This window comes from Shewanella donghaensis (assembly GCF_007567505.1).
GTDB lineage: Bacteria > Pseudomonadota > Gammaproteobacteria > Enterobacterales > Shewanellaceae > Shewanella > Shewanella donghaensis.
In genome coordinates this window covers 4,031,854-4,049,611 of the sequence record NZ_CP041783.1, presented here as the reverse complement: position 1 = coordinate 4,049,611, position 17,758 = coordinate 4,031,854, and the positions used below count along the sequence as shown (strand labels likewise).

Here is a 17,758-nt window from a genome sequence, read left to right as displayed (position 1 = left end):
TGAATGCTGTAACTCGTAATGGCCTGAATATGAATAAGCTCAATATAAATAAACTCGATATAAATAGACTCGATACAAAGAGTTTGGTGACGTTCAAGCAAATCGCAACATTGCTGTTTATTAGTATTTTTATGCTGGGTTGTACGCCAAATACTATCGATGATCATTCCAGTAATAAAACCAGCATGGGAAATTTATTAACCCAATCTAATGACGTTGAGCAATACGCCAAAGTGCAGCCTAACCACCAACTTCGCTTTCCAGAAGATCATCTCAGCCATGACAAATTTAGGCAAGAATGGTGGTATTTGACCGCTAATATGACCACTGAGCAAGGTGAAAATGTTGGACTTCAATGGACACAATTTCGAATTGCGCTTTCAGCTAAAGAGCCAAAAACTCAAGAAATAACAGTAGATAATGCCTCCGCTGAAAATAGCTGGGCGACTAATCAGATGTTCATGTCACATGCAGCGTTAACATCGGCTTCAAATCACCAGGCGAAAGAGAGATGGTCAAGAGCTCACCCACAACTTGCTCATGTCAGTCCTAATCCTTTGAGAATCCAGCTAGACGACTGGCAATGGCAGAGTGAATCCACAGCGATGTTCCCAGCGATGTTAACGGTTAATACAGAAAACTTTGGCTATCAATTATCATTAACTAGTGACGCACCAATGAACTTACAAGGCGATAACGGCTACAGCATTAAAAGTCCAAATGCTGAAGTAGCCTCTTACTATTACAGTCAGCCATTTATCGATTTAACAGGCACTATCGTCCGTGATGGCGTCTCTGAAATTGTCACAGGTAAGGCCTGGCTTGATAGAGAGTGGAGTTCGCAATTTCTCACTAAAGCGCAACAAGGCTGGGATTGGTTTTCAATTCGTTTAGATGATGGATCAGCCTTGATGTTATTCCAATTAAGAAGTAGTGATAAACATGGCAGTAAGCCATTTTTTAGTGCCAGAAGAATGTTTGAGGATGGAAGCGGTCGTAATATTAATAGCAAGTCACATCCCAATGATATTCAAATAACCCCCCTTGCATGGCAGCAAACAGACTCTGGCAAATACCCGATTCAATGGAAAGTCAGCATCGCCAGTGAAGAAATTGATGTGACTGTGAATGCATTAAACCCCAATAGTAATATGCCCCTGACCATTTCATACTGGGAAGGTCCAATTTCTATATCAGGAAGTCATCAAGGTACAGGCTACATGGAACTAACAGGCTATTAATACAGCCATTAACTCATCTCTTTTTGAAGCGTTAAATTTCGAAAAATTATTAATATTATTCAGCTAAATCGTCTACTTCTTATTAGGCGGTTTTTTCTTACAAATGTCCTATACTTCTGTCTTATATTTTCCTTAAAACATAGTTTATTGAAATGGAGTCCTCTAATTAAGTAATTGAGCAAGTTGCAAAATGAGCAGTAGATCACATTTAAAAATGTGATCTAGCACAATAAATACTCAGTATACTCATTGTGAGGTATACCCACGAAAAATGTGGGGTTTAAACTCGAAGACAATAAAGAAATATATTATATAAAAACAAAGACAGTTTGTTTGCAATACTGTCTACATACATTAAAGAGTGAGGAAACACCATGAGCATAAGCCGTCGCGAGTTTCTAAAAGCCAATGCAGCTACAGCAGCCGCTTCGGCAGTTGGGCTTGCTTTACCAATTAAAATGGTTCAAGCAGAAGAAAAATCTGCAGAAATAAAATGGGACAAAGCACCTTGTCGTTTCTGTGGTGTGGGTTGTAGTGTGTTAGTCGGAACCAAAGGTGGCAAAGTTGTTGCTACTCAAGGTGATCCAGAAAGCCCAGTCAATAAAGGCCTAAACTGTGTTAAGGGCTATTTCCTTTCTAAAATTATGTACGGTAAAGACCGTCTTACTTCTCCATTACTAAGAATGACCGATGGTAAGTACGATAAAGAAGGTGAATTTACCCCAGTAAGCTGGGATGTTGCGCTTGATACCATGGCTGAGAAATGGAAAGCCAGTATCGCCAAGAAAGGTCCTACTTCTGTTGGTATGTTCGGTTCTGGTCAATGGACTATCTGGGAAGGCTACGCAGCATCTAAATTACACAAAGCAGGCTTCCTAACCAACAACATTGATCCTAACGCACGTCATTGTATGGCATCTGCGGTAGGTGGATTTATGCGTACCTTTGGTATTGATGAACCAATGGGTAGCTATGATGATTTTGAAGCTGCTGATCATTTCGTGCTTTGGGGCGCGAACATGGCAGAAATGCATCCTATTCTATGGTCTCGTTTAGCAGACCGTCGTTTAAGCCATGAAGGCAGTAAAGTTCACGTATTATCAACTTTCGAAAACCGTAGTTTCGAATTAGCTGATAATCCTATGGTGTTTAAGCCACAATCAGATTTAGTTCTGTTGAACTTCATTGCAAATTACATCATCGAAAATGATGCTGTAAACAAAGACTTCGTCAGCAAGCACACCAACTTTAGAATGGGTGTGACAGATATTGGTTACGGTTTACGTCCTGAGCATCCACTTGAGCAAAGTGCTAAGAATCCTGGAAGCGGTGGTTCAACGCCAAGTAGTTTTGAAGAGTACGCAAAATTTGTTAGTACTTACACGGTTGAATACGCTTCTGAAATGAGTGGTGTTCCAGTTGAAAACCTTATCGAAATGGCTAAAGCATACGCTGATCCTAACATTAAGGTGATGAGTTTATGGACCATGGGTATTAACCAACATACACGTGGAGTTTGGGCTAACAACATGCTGTACAACATTCATTTGTTGACTGGCAAAATTGCGACCCCTGGTAACAGTCCTTTCTCACTAACAGGTCAACCTTCAGCTTGTGGTACTGCACGTGAAGTGGGTACTTTCTCCCACCGTTTACCTGCAGACATGGTGGTGGCTAACCCTAAGCATCGCGCAATCACTGAAAAGTTATGGCAATTACCAGAAGGCACTATCCCGCCAAAACCGGGTTACCATGCTGTACTTCAAAGCCGTATGCTTAAAGATGGCAAGCTAAACTGTTACTGGACTATGTGTACCAATAACATGCAAGCCGGTCCAAACATCAACGATGAAATTTACCCCGGTTTCCGTAACCCAGAAAACTTCATCGTGGTATCAGATCCATACCCAACGGTTACTGCAACCGCAGCAGATTTGATTTTACCAACAGCAATGTGGGTAGAAAAAGAAGGTGCATATGGTAATGCTGAACGTCGTACTCATATGTGGCATCAACAAGTTTTACCACCAGAAGGTGCTAAATCTGATTTATGGCAATTGATGGAGTTTTCTAAGCGCTTTAAAGTGTCAGAAGTATGGCCTGCTGAACTTATTGCTAAGAAACCTGAATATGCTGATAAGACGCTTTATGAAATCTTATTTGCTAACGGTGTCGTTGATAAGTTCCCAGCATCTGAATGTAAAGGCGATCACAACGATGAAAACGATGCATTCGGTTTCTACGTTCAAAAAGGCCTATTTGAAGAATATGCTCAATTTGGCCGTGGTCATGCTCATGATTTAGCAGACTTTGATACTTACCATGAAAACCGCGGTGCTCGCTGGCCTGTTGTTAATGGTAAAGAAACGGTACGCCGCTTTGTTGAAGGTAGTGACCCGTATGTAAAAGAAGGCGAAGGGTTTAACTTTTACGGTAAGCCAGATGGCCGCGCAGTTATTTTTGCACTGCCATACGAACCTGCAGCAGAAGAGCCGAATGAAGAATACGACCTATGGATGTCTACCGGTCGTGTACTAGAGCATTGGCATACTGCAAGTATGACAGCCCGTGTACCAGAGTTGCATAAATCTTACCCTGATGCACAAGTATTCATGCACCCACAAGATGCGAGCAGTCGCGGACTGAAAAATGGTGATGAAGTGAAAGTGATTTCTCCACGTGGTGAAGTTAAAACACGTATTGAAACCAAAGGCCGTAACAAGCCACCTGTCGGCGTTGTGTTTATGCCATTCTTTGATGCTAGACAGCTGGTCAACAAATTATTACTTGATGCTACTGATCCGTTATCGAAAGAAACTGACTTCAAGAAGTGTCCTGTGAAGATTGTTAAAGCCTAATTTGACTTACGGTGATGCTAAAGGACTTTAGCATCACTGAATCACTATTTTTCTCTATCCATTTTATCAAAACATAGTGGATATGACGGAGTGTAAACAATGAAGAAATTACTTAGCCTTGCTGCGATAGTGCTCAGTCTTAGCGCATGCTCAGGTCAACAAGCACAGCAAACAACTGCACCTGTAAATGTAAAATCACTTGCTGGTGACGTACAAATAACAGACACCATGCCTGCAGATGCTAAAGCGACTTACCCGAGCCGTGGTACATCACTAGAAAGAACATTTGTACATCAACCACCTTTGATCCCACATAGAGATGGTTATGCGATTACGATGAAAAAGAATGGTTGTTTAACCTGTCACAGCACAGAAAAAGCTGCGCGCATGAAAGCGACACCCATCGACAAATCACACGTAAAAGCTGATGGTGAATTTGACGATAAATATTACTTCTGTGTTCAGTGCCATGTTGCACAAGCAGACAATAAAGAAGCATTAGTTGAGAATTACCATACAAACTAAGTTTCGATATTCAAATTAATATCTGTTGCGAAATAAAAAATGCCACTGAATATCAGTGGCATTTTTGTTGCTAGTTAACACGACAAACTAGCTAAGGCTCAAAGTCTACAGCCACTATGGCGTCACAATATTGAACCAGAAGTTATACTCATCAAGCATGCCAAGGAACGAAGTAAATAGAGCTTTATCACCACTAATTTTCACATCACCCTTCTTAATTGCTTCGTCAAAAGTTATTTCTTTTAACTGAATACTATTCATGGTTTCCATACTCATGACTAACGCCACATCAGGGTTTTCAACTTGATATTTACTATGATGTAAAACAGCATTCTCAACCGTTAAGGTGTAGTTCTTTTTAAGGTCAGTGAAATTAATATTGATATCAAATTGCTTACCAGCGGCTTTGGCAGAATCCAATCTAACCGCGAGATAATCAAACAGTAATTCAGGTGTCATAGCTCGAATCGTATCTGGCGTTGCCGTTTGAGTGCCACCTGCTGACGGAATACCATTTCGAAGTTCAAACGCACCTTGAAGGTATACTGAACGCCAAGGACCTGATTCAGATTGATAACCTAATTGTTCGAATGCATCAGCAAGTAGTTCCTTTGCAGCTTCAGATGTTGGATTAGCAAAGACCGCATGCTTCATCACTTCGGCAACCCAACGGTATTCACCATTAGCAAAAGACGTTTTAGCTTTTTTAATCACTTCAGCTTCGCCGCCCATGTATTCCATATACTTTATGGCGACCATTTCTGGAGGCAAATTATCAAGATTAGATGGATTACCGTTATACCAACCCATATAACGTTGGTAAACAGCACGGCTATTATGTTTCAGCGTTCCGTAATAGCCTCTGGTAGCCCAGTTCTGCTCTAATTCATCTGGCAGTGTAATCATTTCAGAAATCTCTTCACCAGTGTAACCTTGGTTCATCAAGCGTACTGATTGATCATGGGTGAACTTATAAATATCACGCTGTTTTTTAAAATAGGGAATGATTTCTTCGCTACCCCATAATGGCCAATGGTGGCTTTGAAACTTAACTTCAGCCTCTTTACCCCAAAGATTGATGGTTTCATCAAGAAAGCTAGACCAAATTAAGGCATCACGAACTTGAGCACCACGTAAGGTCAAGATGTTATGCATGGTATTGGTGGTATTTTCTGCCATCCATAATGCTTTAAATTGTGGGAACCAGGTATTCATTTCAGCTGGCGCTTCAGTGCCTGGTGTCAGTTGGAACTCCATTTCAACGCCATCAATGGTTAACTTAGTCCCCGTCTCTTTAATTTCTGTACTGGGTACAAGTAATCCTGCAAGCCCTGTCGATACAGTCATACCAAGACCACCATTAACGCCGCCTTTAGCATTTCTTGGCAACAATGCACCATACATATAAACCGCTCTACGGCCCATAGCATTACCTGCGATCACATTTTCAGAGACAGCATGTTCAGTGAAATGTTCTGGAGAGATAACTTGTACCTTGCCACTTTTGACATCTTCAGCTGTTGCTAGACCTGTAGCACCACCATAATGATCAATGTGACTATGACTATACACAATAGCCACGACAGGACGTTCACCCATGTGTTTATTGATTAAGTCTAGCGAAGCTTTGGCTGTTTCTGGAGAAATCAATGGATCGAATACAATCCAGCCCTTGTCTCCTTTGATGAAAGTAATATTACTTAAATCAAAGCCACGCACTTGATAAATATTCTCTGTGACTTCAAATAAACCATGTTGCAGCACTAACTGTGTATTACGCCATAAGCTTGGGTTTACCGTATCTGGCGAGGATTTATCATCACTGATATAGGTTTTATATTGCTCAAGATCCCAAACAACATTACCATCGGCATCTTTAATCGTGACCACGTCAGGCTTAGCAATAAAACCACGTTTAGCATTTTCAAAGTCTGTTTTATCGCTAAAAGGCAATGCTTTAAGCACTGCGGCATTGGCTTTTTGGGTATGTTCAGTGGCGGGTTTAGATTGGGTTGCGGCGAAACTATTACATGACACTGCAACGGAAAAAGCTGCAGCCAACAGGTAAAACTGTTTCATATAAACTCCTTTTAAATACGATTAATAAATAAACACATCTTCCTAAGAGTTAAATTAGCTGCTTTTTTGCACAAATACTACCTCTATAAGGTTGAATTTTAATAATTATTATTTCTACTGATAAACTGACAATGATATTAATTTTTCTGATTCGTTAATCCAGCAACATTCGCATTTTAAAGTTATCGAGTGTGATTCCTCGAACGTCAATAGACTGAGCTTTCTCTACATCAAAGCCAAAAGATTCAAAGAATGGCTTTGCTGTAATGCTGACATCAGAATATAACGAAATTAATTGAGCTTGTTTTGCTTGAGTCAAAATCGTCTTCATCAGCCTAGTTCCCACACCTTGACCCTGGTAATCATGGCTACAGAAAAAGTGATCAATGTAGCCATCACTTTGCATATCAGCAAAACCTGCAATAATGCCATCAACTTCTGCAATAAATGGCGCTATTTGTGTAACTCGCTTAGCCCAAGCGGCCTCATCGTATTCAGATGGTGCCCAAGCTTTTACTTGCTCATCTGTATAATGTCTAAGATTAACCGATCTGATTGTGTCGAACTTAAGCTGCCATAGCTCTTTAATGTCTGCGTGAGTGAATGTTCTTATTGTTATCATGTTTGTCCTTTAACTATTAAATATGACGACGAAAGTTCATCGAATTTCAGACATAAAAAAACCGCTGTAAGCATTAAGCTTACAGCGGTTTTTAAAGCTTAGCAGTTAGAAATTACTTCTTAGCTGCAGCTGCTTCACGTTCTTTAACGTCAATGATTACTTTTTCAGCAACACTGTTTGGACATGGTGAGTAGTGAGCGAATTCCATAGAGAATTGGCCACGACCTGATGTCATAGTACGTAGTGAACCGATGTAACCGAACATTTCTGATAACGGTACGTCAGCTTTAATACGAACACCAGTAACACCAGCCATTTGATCTTTGATCATGCCACGACGACGGTTAAGGTCACCAATAACATCACCAACATTGTCATCTGGGCTGAATACGTCAACGTTCATGATTGGCTCAAGAAGTTGTGCACCGGCTTTAGGCATAGACTGACGGAATGCACCTTTAGCAGCGATTTCGAACGCGATAGCTGACGAATCAACTGCGTGGAAAGCACCATCTAAAAGGATTAATTCAACATCTAATACTGGGAAACCAGCAACAGTACCCGTTCCCATCAATGATGCGAAACCTTTCTCAACTGCAGGCCAGAATTCTTTAGGTACGTTACCACCAACAACTTTAGAGCTGAAAGTGAAACCAGTGTTTTGCTCACCAGGCTTGATGATGTAGTCGATCTTACCGAACTGACCAGAACCACCAGACTGTTTCTTATGCGTGTAGCTATCTTCAATTTCTTTCGTGATAGTTTCACGGTAAGCAACTTGAGGTTCACCAACGATTAAGTCAACACCGTAAGTACGCTTAAGGATGTCTACTTTGATGTCTAAGTGAAGCTCACCCATACCTTTAAGGATGGTTTCGCCTGAATCGATATCAGTTTCTACACGGAAAGATGGATCTTCTGCAATCATTTTACCGATAGCGATACCCATTTTCTCAGAACCACCTTTATCTTTCGGAGTTACCGAGATAGAGATAACTGGCTCAGGGAATACCATTGCTTCAAGAGTACAAGGATGCTTAACATCACACAAAGTGTGACCAGTTTGAACATTCTTCATACCAACGATAGCGATGATGTCACCCGCTTGAGCGTAATCTAATTCGTTACGTTCATCAGCTTGCATTTCAACCATACGACCAACACGTTCAGTTTTACCTGTAAACGAGTTAAGGATGGTGTCACCTTTGTTGATCTTACCAGAGTAGATACGTACGAAGGTTAATGCACCAAAACGGTCATCCATGATTTTGAATGCTAACGCTTTGAAAGGCTCATCAACAGAAACTAAAGCGAATTCGCCATTTTCGTTGCCTTCTTCATCAGTAAGAGGTTGTGGATCAACTTCAACTGGATCAGGAAGGTAATCAACAACAGCATCAAGAAGAAGCTGCATACCTTTGTTCTTGAAAGCAGAACCACAGTATGTAGGGAAGAAAGACATGTCACGAGTACCCTTACGGATACAACGCTTAACTTCTTCCATAGATGGCTCTTCGCCTTCCATGTATGCTTCTAATAAATCATCGTCTTGCTCTAAAGCAGTTTCGATTAGCATTTCACGGTATTCTTCTACAAGATCTACCATGTCAGCTGGAATTTCTTCGATTTTGTAATTTTCTGCTTCGCCTGTTTCATCCCATACCCATGCTTTACGAGTAAGTAGATCAACAACACCAGAGAATTCGTCTTCGATACCAATCGGTAAAACCATAACGAGTGGGTTAGCAGCTAGAACATCTTTAGTTTGCTTAACAACACGTAAGAAATCAGCACCCATACGGTCTAATTTGTTTACGAAGATGATACGAGCAACTTCTGATTCGTTAGCATAACGCCAGTTAGTTTCTGACTGAGGCTCAACACCACCAGAACCACAGAATACACCAACACCGCCATCAAGCACTTTAAGTGAACGATATACTTCAACAGTGAAGTCAACGTGACCAGGAGTGTCAATAACGTTAAAACGGTGGTCTTTCCAGAAACAGCTTACTGCTGCTGACTGAATAGTAATACCGCGCTCAGCTTCCTGTTCCATGAAGTCAGTAGTAGATTCACCATCATGAACTTCACCGATCTTATGGATCTTACCGGTTAGTTTTAGGATACGCTCGGTGGTCGTGGTTTTACCCGCGTCAACGTGAGCGAAGATACCAATGTTTCTGTATTTGGATAATTCGGTCATGATTCAACTTTAATGATTAGTTAAGAGGTAGACGGAGTATGTAAAAAGCTAGACACACCGCACATCAGGTTATTTAAGGCGCATATTGTAAGTTGGAACCTGCAATTGCGCAAATAGGACTTGCAATTTTTATCGCATTTTACGCAAATAATTTAGATAAAAATACACATTTCTCATATAAAACAGACAAATAAAAGTTATCGTTTATTTTTCGAACAATTGTGTTTTTTTACGATAAAACGCTTTATATGAGCGTTACCTTACTATGACAGCGTTAATTTTGACTTAATCACCACAAACTCAACAATTTCTAGCACATTTAAACAACCCTACACAAAAGCCAGATTGAAGAATTTCCATAAAAAAATCCCTAAAGAAAGCCTTTAGGGATTTTTAGCACTTAATGAATTAAGTGGAGCTTAATCGTTATTCGCCGTCGATAGGTAGAATAACAAACAATAAGTCACCTTGTGAAACTTGCTGGCCGTTACTATTCAAAATTCGCTCGATACGATATTTTTGATTTTCAGGGTAAAGCACAGCATTTTGACGGTTAAAGCCGGCAAGCGTTACTTGTGAGAACATCTTCATCGCTTCAGTAAGCGCTAAGTTTTGATCTACAGTAACAATGTCACCTTCCTTAACAAAGTCAGGTTCACCTGGCGCTGGAGAGGTATAGAAGATACCTGCACCTTGAGCTAACACTTTAAGCTCATTACTTTCTGCGACACGCAAAGACTCAGTATCTAAACCGACAGTTTCAGCAGCAGCTTCCATTTCAGCAACCAGTGCAGGAACGTCAAGCTCAGCCATTAAACGTGGTAAATAGTTAGTATCGTAAACACCTTGATTGAATGTGCCATCTTTAAGAATTAGCTTCAACAATGGGATGTTAGTTGCAATGCCTTTGATATACGCTTCATCTAAGTAAGCAGACATCTTGGTAATCACATCTTCACGAGACTCACCACGGATAATGATTTGTGCAATTAAGCTATCGTAATATGGTGATACTTCTTTACCGGTTTCAGCAATTGAAATGACTTCAACATCATCTCGAGATGGTAAGTAACACTCTGTAATCTTGCCAGGATGAGGCAACAACTGCAGTACGCCATCGCTATCAAGCGCGGCTTTCTCTGCTGTTACACGTACTTCCATTGCATAGCCTTGATCGACAGGCTGAAGGTCTTCAATTGAACGACCTGCGGCAATATCAAATTGCGCACTCACTATATCAATACCAGATGTGGCTTCAGTCACTGGATGCTCAACTTGAAGACGCGTATTCATTTCCATGAAGTAGACTTCATTGGCATCAAGGTTGTAAATAAATTCAACCGTACCCGCACCCATGTAATCAGTTGCATCACCTAATAAACGTGTGTATTCAAGTACACGTTGCTTAAGCTCTTCTGGCAACATGGTTGAACCAGATTCTTCAATCACTTTCTGGTTATTACGTTGCACTGAACAGTCACGAATACCCAACACTTTGGTGTTACCAAACTTGTCACGCAGTAACTGAACTTCAATATGACGCAATGAAGTGACATATTTCTCAAGGTAAAGGTCGCCATTACCAAATGCTGCTGCAGCTTCGGTTGAGGTTCTTTGGAAAAATCCAATCATGTCTTCAGGTTTAGTCACCACCTGAATACCTTTACCACCACCGCCTTGTACTGCTTTAAGTAGCACTGGGTAACCAATTTCAAGCGCAACGTTTACCGCTTGCTCAGCATTAGTCAAAATACCGTGGCTACCAGGGACTACTGGTACGTTTTGATCTTGTGAAGTTTTAATCGCATTTGATTTGTTACCCATAGTCGTCATTGAATGAACACTAGGACCAACAAAGTTAACGCCATTATTGACACATAATGCAGCAAACTGTGGGCTTTCAGATAAGAAACCAATACCAGGGTGAAGTGCATCTACGTTTTCGTAGTCAGCCACTTTCAACACAGAGTATGCATTAAGGTAACTTTCATCAGAGGTGTTACCACCAATACAAACAAGCTTGTCGTTCACTTTTAACATGTCAGCAGGTACAGAAGTCATATCTGGATCTGATGCTACAAGTACCACGTTAATCTTGTTGTCATGGGCTTTACGGATCAATTTAACCGCAGTACAACCACGAGCATGAATCAGTACTTTATCAATAGGCTGCATTAAAGCGCGAGGATCGTCTTGGACAATTTTCTCTTCAATGGCTTTAACTTCTGGTACTAAACTCGATAAGGCTTTAGTAATAATATCGTTAGCATGCAGCGTAGGCAGTGGCATTAATGGATCAATACCTGAAAGCTGACTATCTAGCGTATCACTGAATGGGTTATGCACTAACCCCGTCATCGCACCCGGTACTTTAGACAAGTAGTTAGATAATGTCGCCGTCGATGGTAAGTATGCAGGCACCACCATTTGACCAGCAAATGGCATATTAGTACCCGATAGGTAATAAGTTTGCACTAAAGGATGCGTCACAAAACTTGCTTGTGCGCCACCAGTACAATCACCAAAACCAAACATTAGTACAGGTAGCTCATTATCACGAACAAAACGCGTAATACGGTCATTCACAACAGCCATTGAGAATAGTGCTGCAGCACCTTCTTTAGTTTGCATACCACCTGAACTGATAAAGCACACAACCGGTAGTTTACGCTTGGCACATTCAATTAATAGTGCGCTGAATTTTTCAGCACTGGCCATATCAAAAGCACCTGCCTGGAATGCAATGTTTGATACTGCAACACCAACACGTAATGTTTGGCCACCATTGTCAAAATCAGCTAAACCAGTGATTAAACCACAAGGACGAATGCCTTTGTCTAAAGCATCTTCAATAGAGAGACGGAAACCAGGGAAGTTTAATTGGTTGGCAGACATCTTATCGCCGTTAAGCTCTTCGAATTCAGTGAAGAACTTACCGATAACATTTTCCCAGCCCATCTTGCCTTGACGTTTTTCATCACGCAGTACTTTTTGGATCAGTAAATCTTGATAACCCATCGTTAGACGGTTCCAGAAATCTTTACGACGGCCAATACGCACAGGATTAATCGCACCTGTGTATGTTGAATGATCTTCTTCACTGTCGAAATATTCTGGTAATAGACGTTCAAAGAAGTAAGTCAGGATTACAAATAAACTGTCGTTTAATTGCGGAAAACCAACACTCTTCCATTGTTCTACACGGGTCAGTAGTTCTGCACGGTTTGATTGATCCATGAAGAATTTAAGCCATTTATAGAACTTATTCTTATCATGTGCAGCGTCACTATTAGATAATGCGGTATCGATTGCGTTATGTAATAACTTATCCACAGATTCACGGGATAAGCTTTTAGACATCATCGCTTCTTTCGAAATCGACGCTAAGTTAACCACTACATTGTCGTAAAGGGCGTTAAAGATTAATACGTTATGACATTGCCAAATAAAATCTTCACGTAATTCGTCATTGACGACGATATCAAGCACTGTCAGCTGATTAAGTTCAGGCCATGGAGCTTGTGTTGCAGACGACGGTAAAGATTCAAGATGCTTTATCAAGCCTTTAAAATTGTTAGCGGCATTACCTTTCCAGCGATGGTAAAGCGACCAACCAATGTTAAATAGTAACGCTTTACGGGCTTTCTTATAATTCTCTTTTGGCTCACCAAGAATGAAACGTGTGATGACGTTACGTTCTGCAGAAATTTCGCTACGCTTAGCATCAAATGTGCCCCATAACTTATTCAGCTCTTCGTCATAAACTAATTTATCAGGTGCAGTGATCCAAGATTGGAACACGCTATCTTGTTCAGCCTGAATACGCGCTAGTAAGTCACCTTCAGGTACGCTCACTTTCGATAAACGACCATACTGCTCAACTGAAATAGAGTGGATACGACTACGAAGCGTCAGATAACGTAAATAACGGTATGCACTACCAAATAAATTGTGGTGCATTGTTGGGCTGCTAGCAACAGCTAATCCCTGGTTATTCTCTAATGCTGACAAACTTTTAGACGGGTCTAAGAAACGCTCTAAACTGCGGTCATAATGCTCACGTAAATCATCAGATTCACGTACAAACGTTACAGCCGCGTTTTCTACCGCTTCAATACCACTGATAATAGCGCGGCGCAGGTTATGCTGACGCTCATCTTTATCATATGGGGAGAAATCAATAATACCGTCAATACAACCCGCAGTAAGTAGCTCTTCAGGAGAAACACCCACTGACTTGGCACATTCCTGCCAAGATAAATTGTACTTACGTGCAATGCTCTGCAAACCTTGAGGCTGAATCGTATTAAAAATACCATCACGCAATGAAAGCAGGATGTTGGCAGCCGCTAGTGGAATTGCACCGCCAGAATAACCAGCACCGATGACGATACCCACTGTTGGTACGTCAACGTTGGCACTCTCAGCAATGGCTTTAGAAATTGAATGAGCTTGGTTTTGGCTGTTAGCAACCTCACCTGCATCGGCACCTGGAGTGTCGATAAGGTAAACGATTGGCATTGAAAGCTCTGAAAAATGACGAATGGCTTTGCAAGCAGCTAAGTGATGTTCTGGCATCCACGCACCGTTTGCAGAGGTTCTTTCTTGAGCAATAAAACCAATGCGACGAGTACGAGAGCCAAAGTTTAATTCGATTTCTGCGCTATAAAAAGAACCTAAGTGCTCCTCTGCAATCATCTTACCTTTAAGGTCAGCGATAACACGTTTAGCACTCGGACGGTTCTTATCTAAAGTAGGTTGAATAACTTTAGTCACATAACTATCAACGTCGAGTGTCGATAGCTCTTTTAAATTTGCTTGGATTGCATCTTCTGATAACAATCCTTTTATTTCTTCAGCTAAAGTTTGCTTACTATGAGCTGGGAATAATGAAAAATCTTTAGCTAAATGTTCCGCTTGAAGAAATAGCGGATCAGCCGATTGTGCCGATGTCTTGTTTACGGGCTGCTTTTTGCTAGTCATCCTGAGATCCTCTGCTTATTTAGCCTCTAAAATTTTTAGTCGGTAAATATAACTTTGTTCCCTGTCTAATTACCATTAAACTATTGAAGACGCTTTGTTCCATTTTTGAGACAGTGAGGCTAAAGTGCCTGATTTAAACGGTATGATGCTGTTTGCAGCAGTAGTTAGAGCAAAAGGCTTTTCCCAAGCCGCAAGAGATATTGGTCAACCAAAATCAACCATTAGTCGCAAAGTCGCTCAATTAGAAGAGCAGCTTGGGGTGCGTTTGCTGCAACGTGACACCCGTAATTTAAGCCTGACTCAAGTCGGTGCATTGTTTTTCCAGCATTGCGACACCATCAGCCAAGAGATTGATGCTGCAAAAGCGGTTGTGGAAAACACCCACTCTGATATTTCTGGTTCATTACGTATTGCTATTCCAGTGTCATTTTCACAAGACGTATTTGCTAGTTTATGTAGTAGCTTTATGCGTCTTTATCCCAATATCGAACTCGATGTTCAATTTACCGATAGTAATGTCGGTTTAGTGGGTGAAGGATATGACATTGCCATTAAGTATGGCCCGCTTGAATCTTCAGACCTTGTCGCGCGCCTTCTATTTGAACGCCAACCTATTCTAGTCGCAAGTCCAGGATATCTCAAAAAATCAGGTACTCCTGCTACGCCTCAAGAACTTTCACTCCATAGCGGTATATTATTAGGCACCAGCTTATCTGCACCTATTTGGCCTGTTGGCAAAGGAAGCCGTAAAACCATGGCAACCTTTAAGCGTAAAGTCCGGGTTAATAGTGCAGGCATGGTAAAACGTCTTGCGCAAGATGACTTTGGTATTGCCATGCTTTCAAATACTAGCTGTAAACAAGAACTGGCAGCCGGGACATTAGTGCCCTTATTACAAGAATGGCCAATGGAGCCTTTTAAAGTTTATGGGGTTTATTCTAGTCGCAAACAATTGGCCAGTAACATTAGTGCATTTCTAGATTTTATTGCTAAACGCTATGCTAGCCAAGAGTCATTACAATCAATAATGAATTAGCCACAAAGCCGTGTTAAATTAGTCTAATAATAACAAAACATCCTAAAGGAATAGTAATGTTCAAGCCTTTGCTTATCGCTGCAGCCTTAATAACTGCAATGCCGACAGTTGCTCAAACCATCAATATGGAAAGAGATGCCGAAGAATTACGCTTACCCACAGCATTAAGCTCACTGGGAGATGTGGTTAATCGTTATGAAAACTTTAATAGCACCTTAAATAATAAACTCGCAGGTTCAACTGATGAGCTAGCTATTACGCAAATGGTGGCATTACAAGGTACCCTACTTTGGCAACAAGCAGTTGCCGACGTACAGTCAGGTCAACATGATGACCGCGCACTATATTGGAGCCGTCTTGCCATTCGCGAGACACTGAAAACAGCAAACGCTGGATATAACATGGTTCCGTGGCAGCGTGACATTTTGATAAAAGCCTTCGAGAAATCTTCACGAGGCTTAAGTGATGTTCACTTCTTACCTGAAACTCAGATTAAAATTTTGCTTACCGGTTTCGATCCCTTCTTTTTAGATAAACATATTGACCAAAGTAACCCATCAGGATTAACAGCTTTAGCTTTAGATGGCGTGACTTTTAACGTTAATGGTAAACAAGCTCAAATCGAAACTGTGATGATCCCAGTGCGTTTTGCTGATTTTGATAATGGCATTATCGAGTCACTACTCACGCCAATGTACCGCGATAATAGCATCGATATGATTTTCACGGTCAGTATGGGCCGTGATGATTTTGATATAGAACGCTTTCCTGCCAGAGCTCGGAGCGCAGCAGCACCTGATAATTTAAATGTTTATACTGGCGCTAGTAAGTCAAAGCCGATTGCCCCTCTGTTTAATGGCGGAACACTTAATGGTTCAGAGTTTGTTGAGTTTTCACTCCCTGTAGCTGCAATGCAAAAGGCTCAAGGCGATTGGTCTATTAATGACAATCATCAGGTGACAACCGTTAGCAAAGGGCAATTTAATGCTAAATCCATATATGAACTTGCGAATGAAAAGTCAGTTGAAGGTTCTGGCGGCGGCTATTTATCTAACGAGATTTCTTATCGCAGTATTTTATTGAAGCAACAGTTTGGCAGGACTTTACCTGTCGGACATATTCATACGCCTAGGGTAGCTGGATTTGATGCTGAACTAGAATGGAAGATGGTTGAGCAAATACGTGAAATGGTCAAGCTAGCAGCGGGTGAGTTGTAGCCAAGGCTCATGATTACTAGCTTTGACAAAAAGCGGTAAATAACCGGCAAGGTTAATGCGATACACTCAACGTGCTAATAATAATGTCGCGCTGATAATGCTATTATCAGCTTTTCAGCAGCGATATTTAGTTTAAAAGATTAATCTCATTATGTTCAAATCCCTATTTTCTCGCAAAGCATCTAAGCCTACCACTTCAACCTCAAAAGCGACCCGGTGGATAGGTGACATCAAACCTATAAAAGAGGCTGAGGTCGCATTGCCAAAAACAGAAGCTCAACAACACGTATTATTAAAGATAGAATCTGATTATCAATTAGCAGAACAACAGCTAGAGCGAAAATTTACCCGCCCAAGTATTCTATTTAGCTTGAGAGGGAAAAGTGCCGGTACTGCTCACTTGCAACTCAACAAATTGCGTTTTAACCCCGTATTATTAGAAGAAAATATTGATGACTTTATCACCCAAGTTGTTCCCCATGAAATCAGCCACCTTATTTGTTTTCAATTATTCGGCAGAGTAAAACCTCATGGCGTTGAATGGCAACAAATAATGAATGGGGTTTTTAACATTCCCGCAGATACCACTCATCAACTGAATACTCACTCTGTCGCTGGTAAACAGTTCCAATATCAATGTCATTGCGGCCCTGTTATGCTCAGTATTAGGCGCCACAACAAAGTTGTTCGTAATCAAACTCAATACCGTTGTAAACGGTGTGCTCAAGTTCTTATAGGCAAACAATCAACTTAATTAAGCCCTATGTTAGAACTCTTATCATTTACCTATTCCGCATCTAATCTCGATAATTAAAAAGCTTTAGCTGAACTCATACCATCGCTTATTTGATGATAATTACCCGCAAACATTCTTATTTCACAATTAATTGCATCCCTAGTTTCAATCCCTTACCATCCTTCGCAAATATCAGGATATACCACCCGTATAACACCTGTGCCGTATATAATAATTTAGGGTAGCTTGTGCCAC

10 protein-coding genes are annotated in these 17,758 nt (G+C 40.9%); 6 read left to right on the top strand and 4 right to left on the bottom strand.

Annotated features, from left to right (window positions below; translation table 11 throughout):
* Positions 1 to 131 precede the first annotated feature (131 nt).
* The 3 genes from FPK91_RS17285 (at position 132) to FPK91_RS17275 (ending at position 4,624) form a co-directional block, all read left to right on the top strand.
* Positions 132 to 1,241 (top strand): lipocalin-like domain-containing protein, encoded by a 1,110-nt coding sequence (locus tag FPK91_RS17285; protein WP_405127369.1) that lies wholly within the window; start codon positions 132 to 134, stop codon positions 1,239 to 1,241.
* A gap of 374 nt (positions 1,242 to 1,615) precedes the next feature.
* Positions 1,616 to 4,099 carry a nitrate reductase catalytic subunit NapA gene (napA, locus tag FPK91_RS17280; RefSeq protein WP_144212764.1) on the top strand — a complete coding sequence of 828 codons (2,484 nt, stop codon included), beginning with the start codon at positions 1,616 to 1,618 and terminating at the stop codon, positions 4,097 to 4,099.
* 99 nt (positions 4,100 to 4,198) lie between these two features.
* A complete protein-coding gene (locus FPK91_RS17275) occupies positions 4,199 to 4,624 on the top strand; it encodes a nitrate reductase cytochrome c-type subunit (RefSeq protein WP_144212762.1) in 426 nt (141 codons plus the stop codon).
* A gap of 114 nt (positions 4,625 to 4,738) precedes the next feature.
* Here the strand turns inward: FPK91_RS17275 and FPK91_RS17270 are convergent, their stop codons facing one another.
* The 4 genes from FPK91_RS17270 to FPK91_RS17255 form a co-directional block, all read right to left on the bottom strand.
* A complete protein-coding gene (locus FPK91_RS17270; RefSeq protein WP_144212760.1) occupies positions 4,739 to 6,703 on the bottom strand; it encodes an alkyl/aryl-sulfatase in 1,965 nt (654 codons plus the stop codon).
* A 154-nt stretch (positions 6,704 to 6,857) separates the two neighbouring features.
* Complete coding sequence (locus FPK91_RS17265; protein ID WP_144212758.1) at positions 6,858 to 7,325, bottom strand: GNAT family N-acetyltransferase; 468 nt, start codon at positions 7,323 to 7,325, stop codon at positions 6,858 to 6,860.
* A 112-nt stretch (positions 7,326 to 7,437) separates the two neighbouring features.
* Positions 7,438 to 9,531: an elongation factor G gene (gene fusA / locus FPK91_RS17260; protein ID WP_144212756.1), complete on the bottom strand. Its 2,094-nt coding sequence runs from the start codon at positions 9,529 to 9,531 to the stop codon at positions 7,438 to 7,440.
* A 426-nt stretch (positions 9,532 to 9,957) separates the two neighbouring features.
* Positions 9,958 to 14,514: an ATP-binding protein gene (locus FPK91_RS17255; RefSeq protein ID WP_144212754.1), complete on the bottom strand. Its 4,557-nt coding sequence runs from the start codon at positions 14,512 to 14,514 to the stop codon at positions 9,958 to 9,960.
* Positions 14,515 to 14,638: 124 nt separating this feature from the next.
* Here FPK91_RS17255 and FPK91_RS17250 point away from each other — a divergent pair, with 124 nt between their 5' ends.
* From FPK91_RS17250 to FPK91_RS17240, 3 genes are all read left to right on the top strand, one after another.
* Positions 14,639 to 15,550, top strand: a complete 912-nt coding sequence (locus tag FPK91_RS17250) for a LysR family transcriptional regulator (RefSeq protein WP_144212752.1) — start codon at positions 14,639 to 14,641, stop codon at positions 15,548 to 15,550.
* Between the two features lie 56 nt (positions 15,551 to 15,606).
* Complete coding sequence (locus FPK91_RS17245; RefSeq protein WP_144212750.1) at positions 15,607 to 16,767, top strand: pyroglutamyl-peptidase I family protein; 1,161 nt, start codon at positions 15,607 to 15,609, stop codon at positions 16,765 to 16,767.
* 151 nt (positions 16,768 to 16,918) lie between these two features.
* Positions 16,919 to 17,521 carry a SprT family zinc-dependent metalloprotease gene (locus FPK91_RS17240; RefSeq protein ID WP_144212748.1) on the top strand — a complete coding sequence of 201 codons (603 nt, stop codon included), beginning with the start codon at positions 16,919 to 16,921 and terminating at the stop codon, positions 17,519 to 17,521.
* The last annotated feature ends 237 nt before the right edge of the window (positions 17,522 to 17,758 follow it).

Excerpts from the sequence above, each read along its gene's own strand:
- FPK91_RS17285 (WP_405127369.1), top strand. The coding sequence starts at position 132 with ATGCTGGGTTGTACGCCAAATACTATCGATGATCATTCCAGTAATAAA.
- napA (WP_144212764.1), top strand. The coding sequence starts at position 1,616 with ATGAGCATAAGCCGTCGCGAGTTTCTAAAAGCCAATGCAGCTACAGCA.
- FPK91_RS17275 (WP_144212762.1), top strand. The coding sequence starts at position 4,199 with ATGAAGAAATTACTTAGCCTTGCTGCGATAGTGCTCAGTCTTAGCGCA.
- FPK91_RS17270 (WP_144212760.1), bottom strand. The coding sequence starts at position 6,703 with ATGAAACAGTTTTACCTGTTGGCTGCAGCTTTTTCCGTTGCAGTGTCA.
- FPK91_RS17265 (WP_144212758.1), bottom strand. The coding sequence starts at position 7,325 with ATGATAACAATAAGAACATTCACTCACGCAGACATTAAAGAGCTATGG.
- fusA (WP_144212756.1), bottom strand. The coding sequence starts at position 9,531 with ATGACCGAATTATCCAAATACAGAAACATTGGTATCTTCGCTCACGTT.
- FPK91_RS17255 (WP_144212754.1), bottom strand. The coding sequence starts at position 14,514 with ATGACTAGCAAAAAGCAGCCCGTAAACAAGACATCGGCACAATCGGCT.
- FPK91_RS17245 (WP_144212750.1), top strand. The coding sequence starts at position 15,607 with ATGTTCAAGCCTTTGCTTATCGCTGCAGCCTTAATAACTGCAATGCCG.
- FPK91_RS17240 (WP_144212748.1), top strand. The coding sequence starts at position 16,919 with ATGTTCAAATCCCTATTTTCTCGCAAAGCATCTAAGCCTACCACTTCA.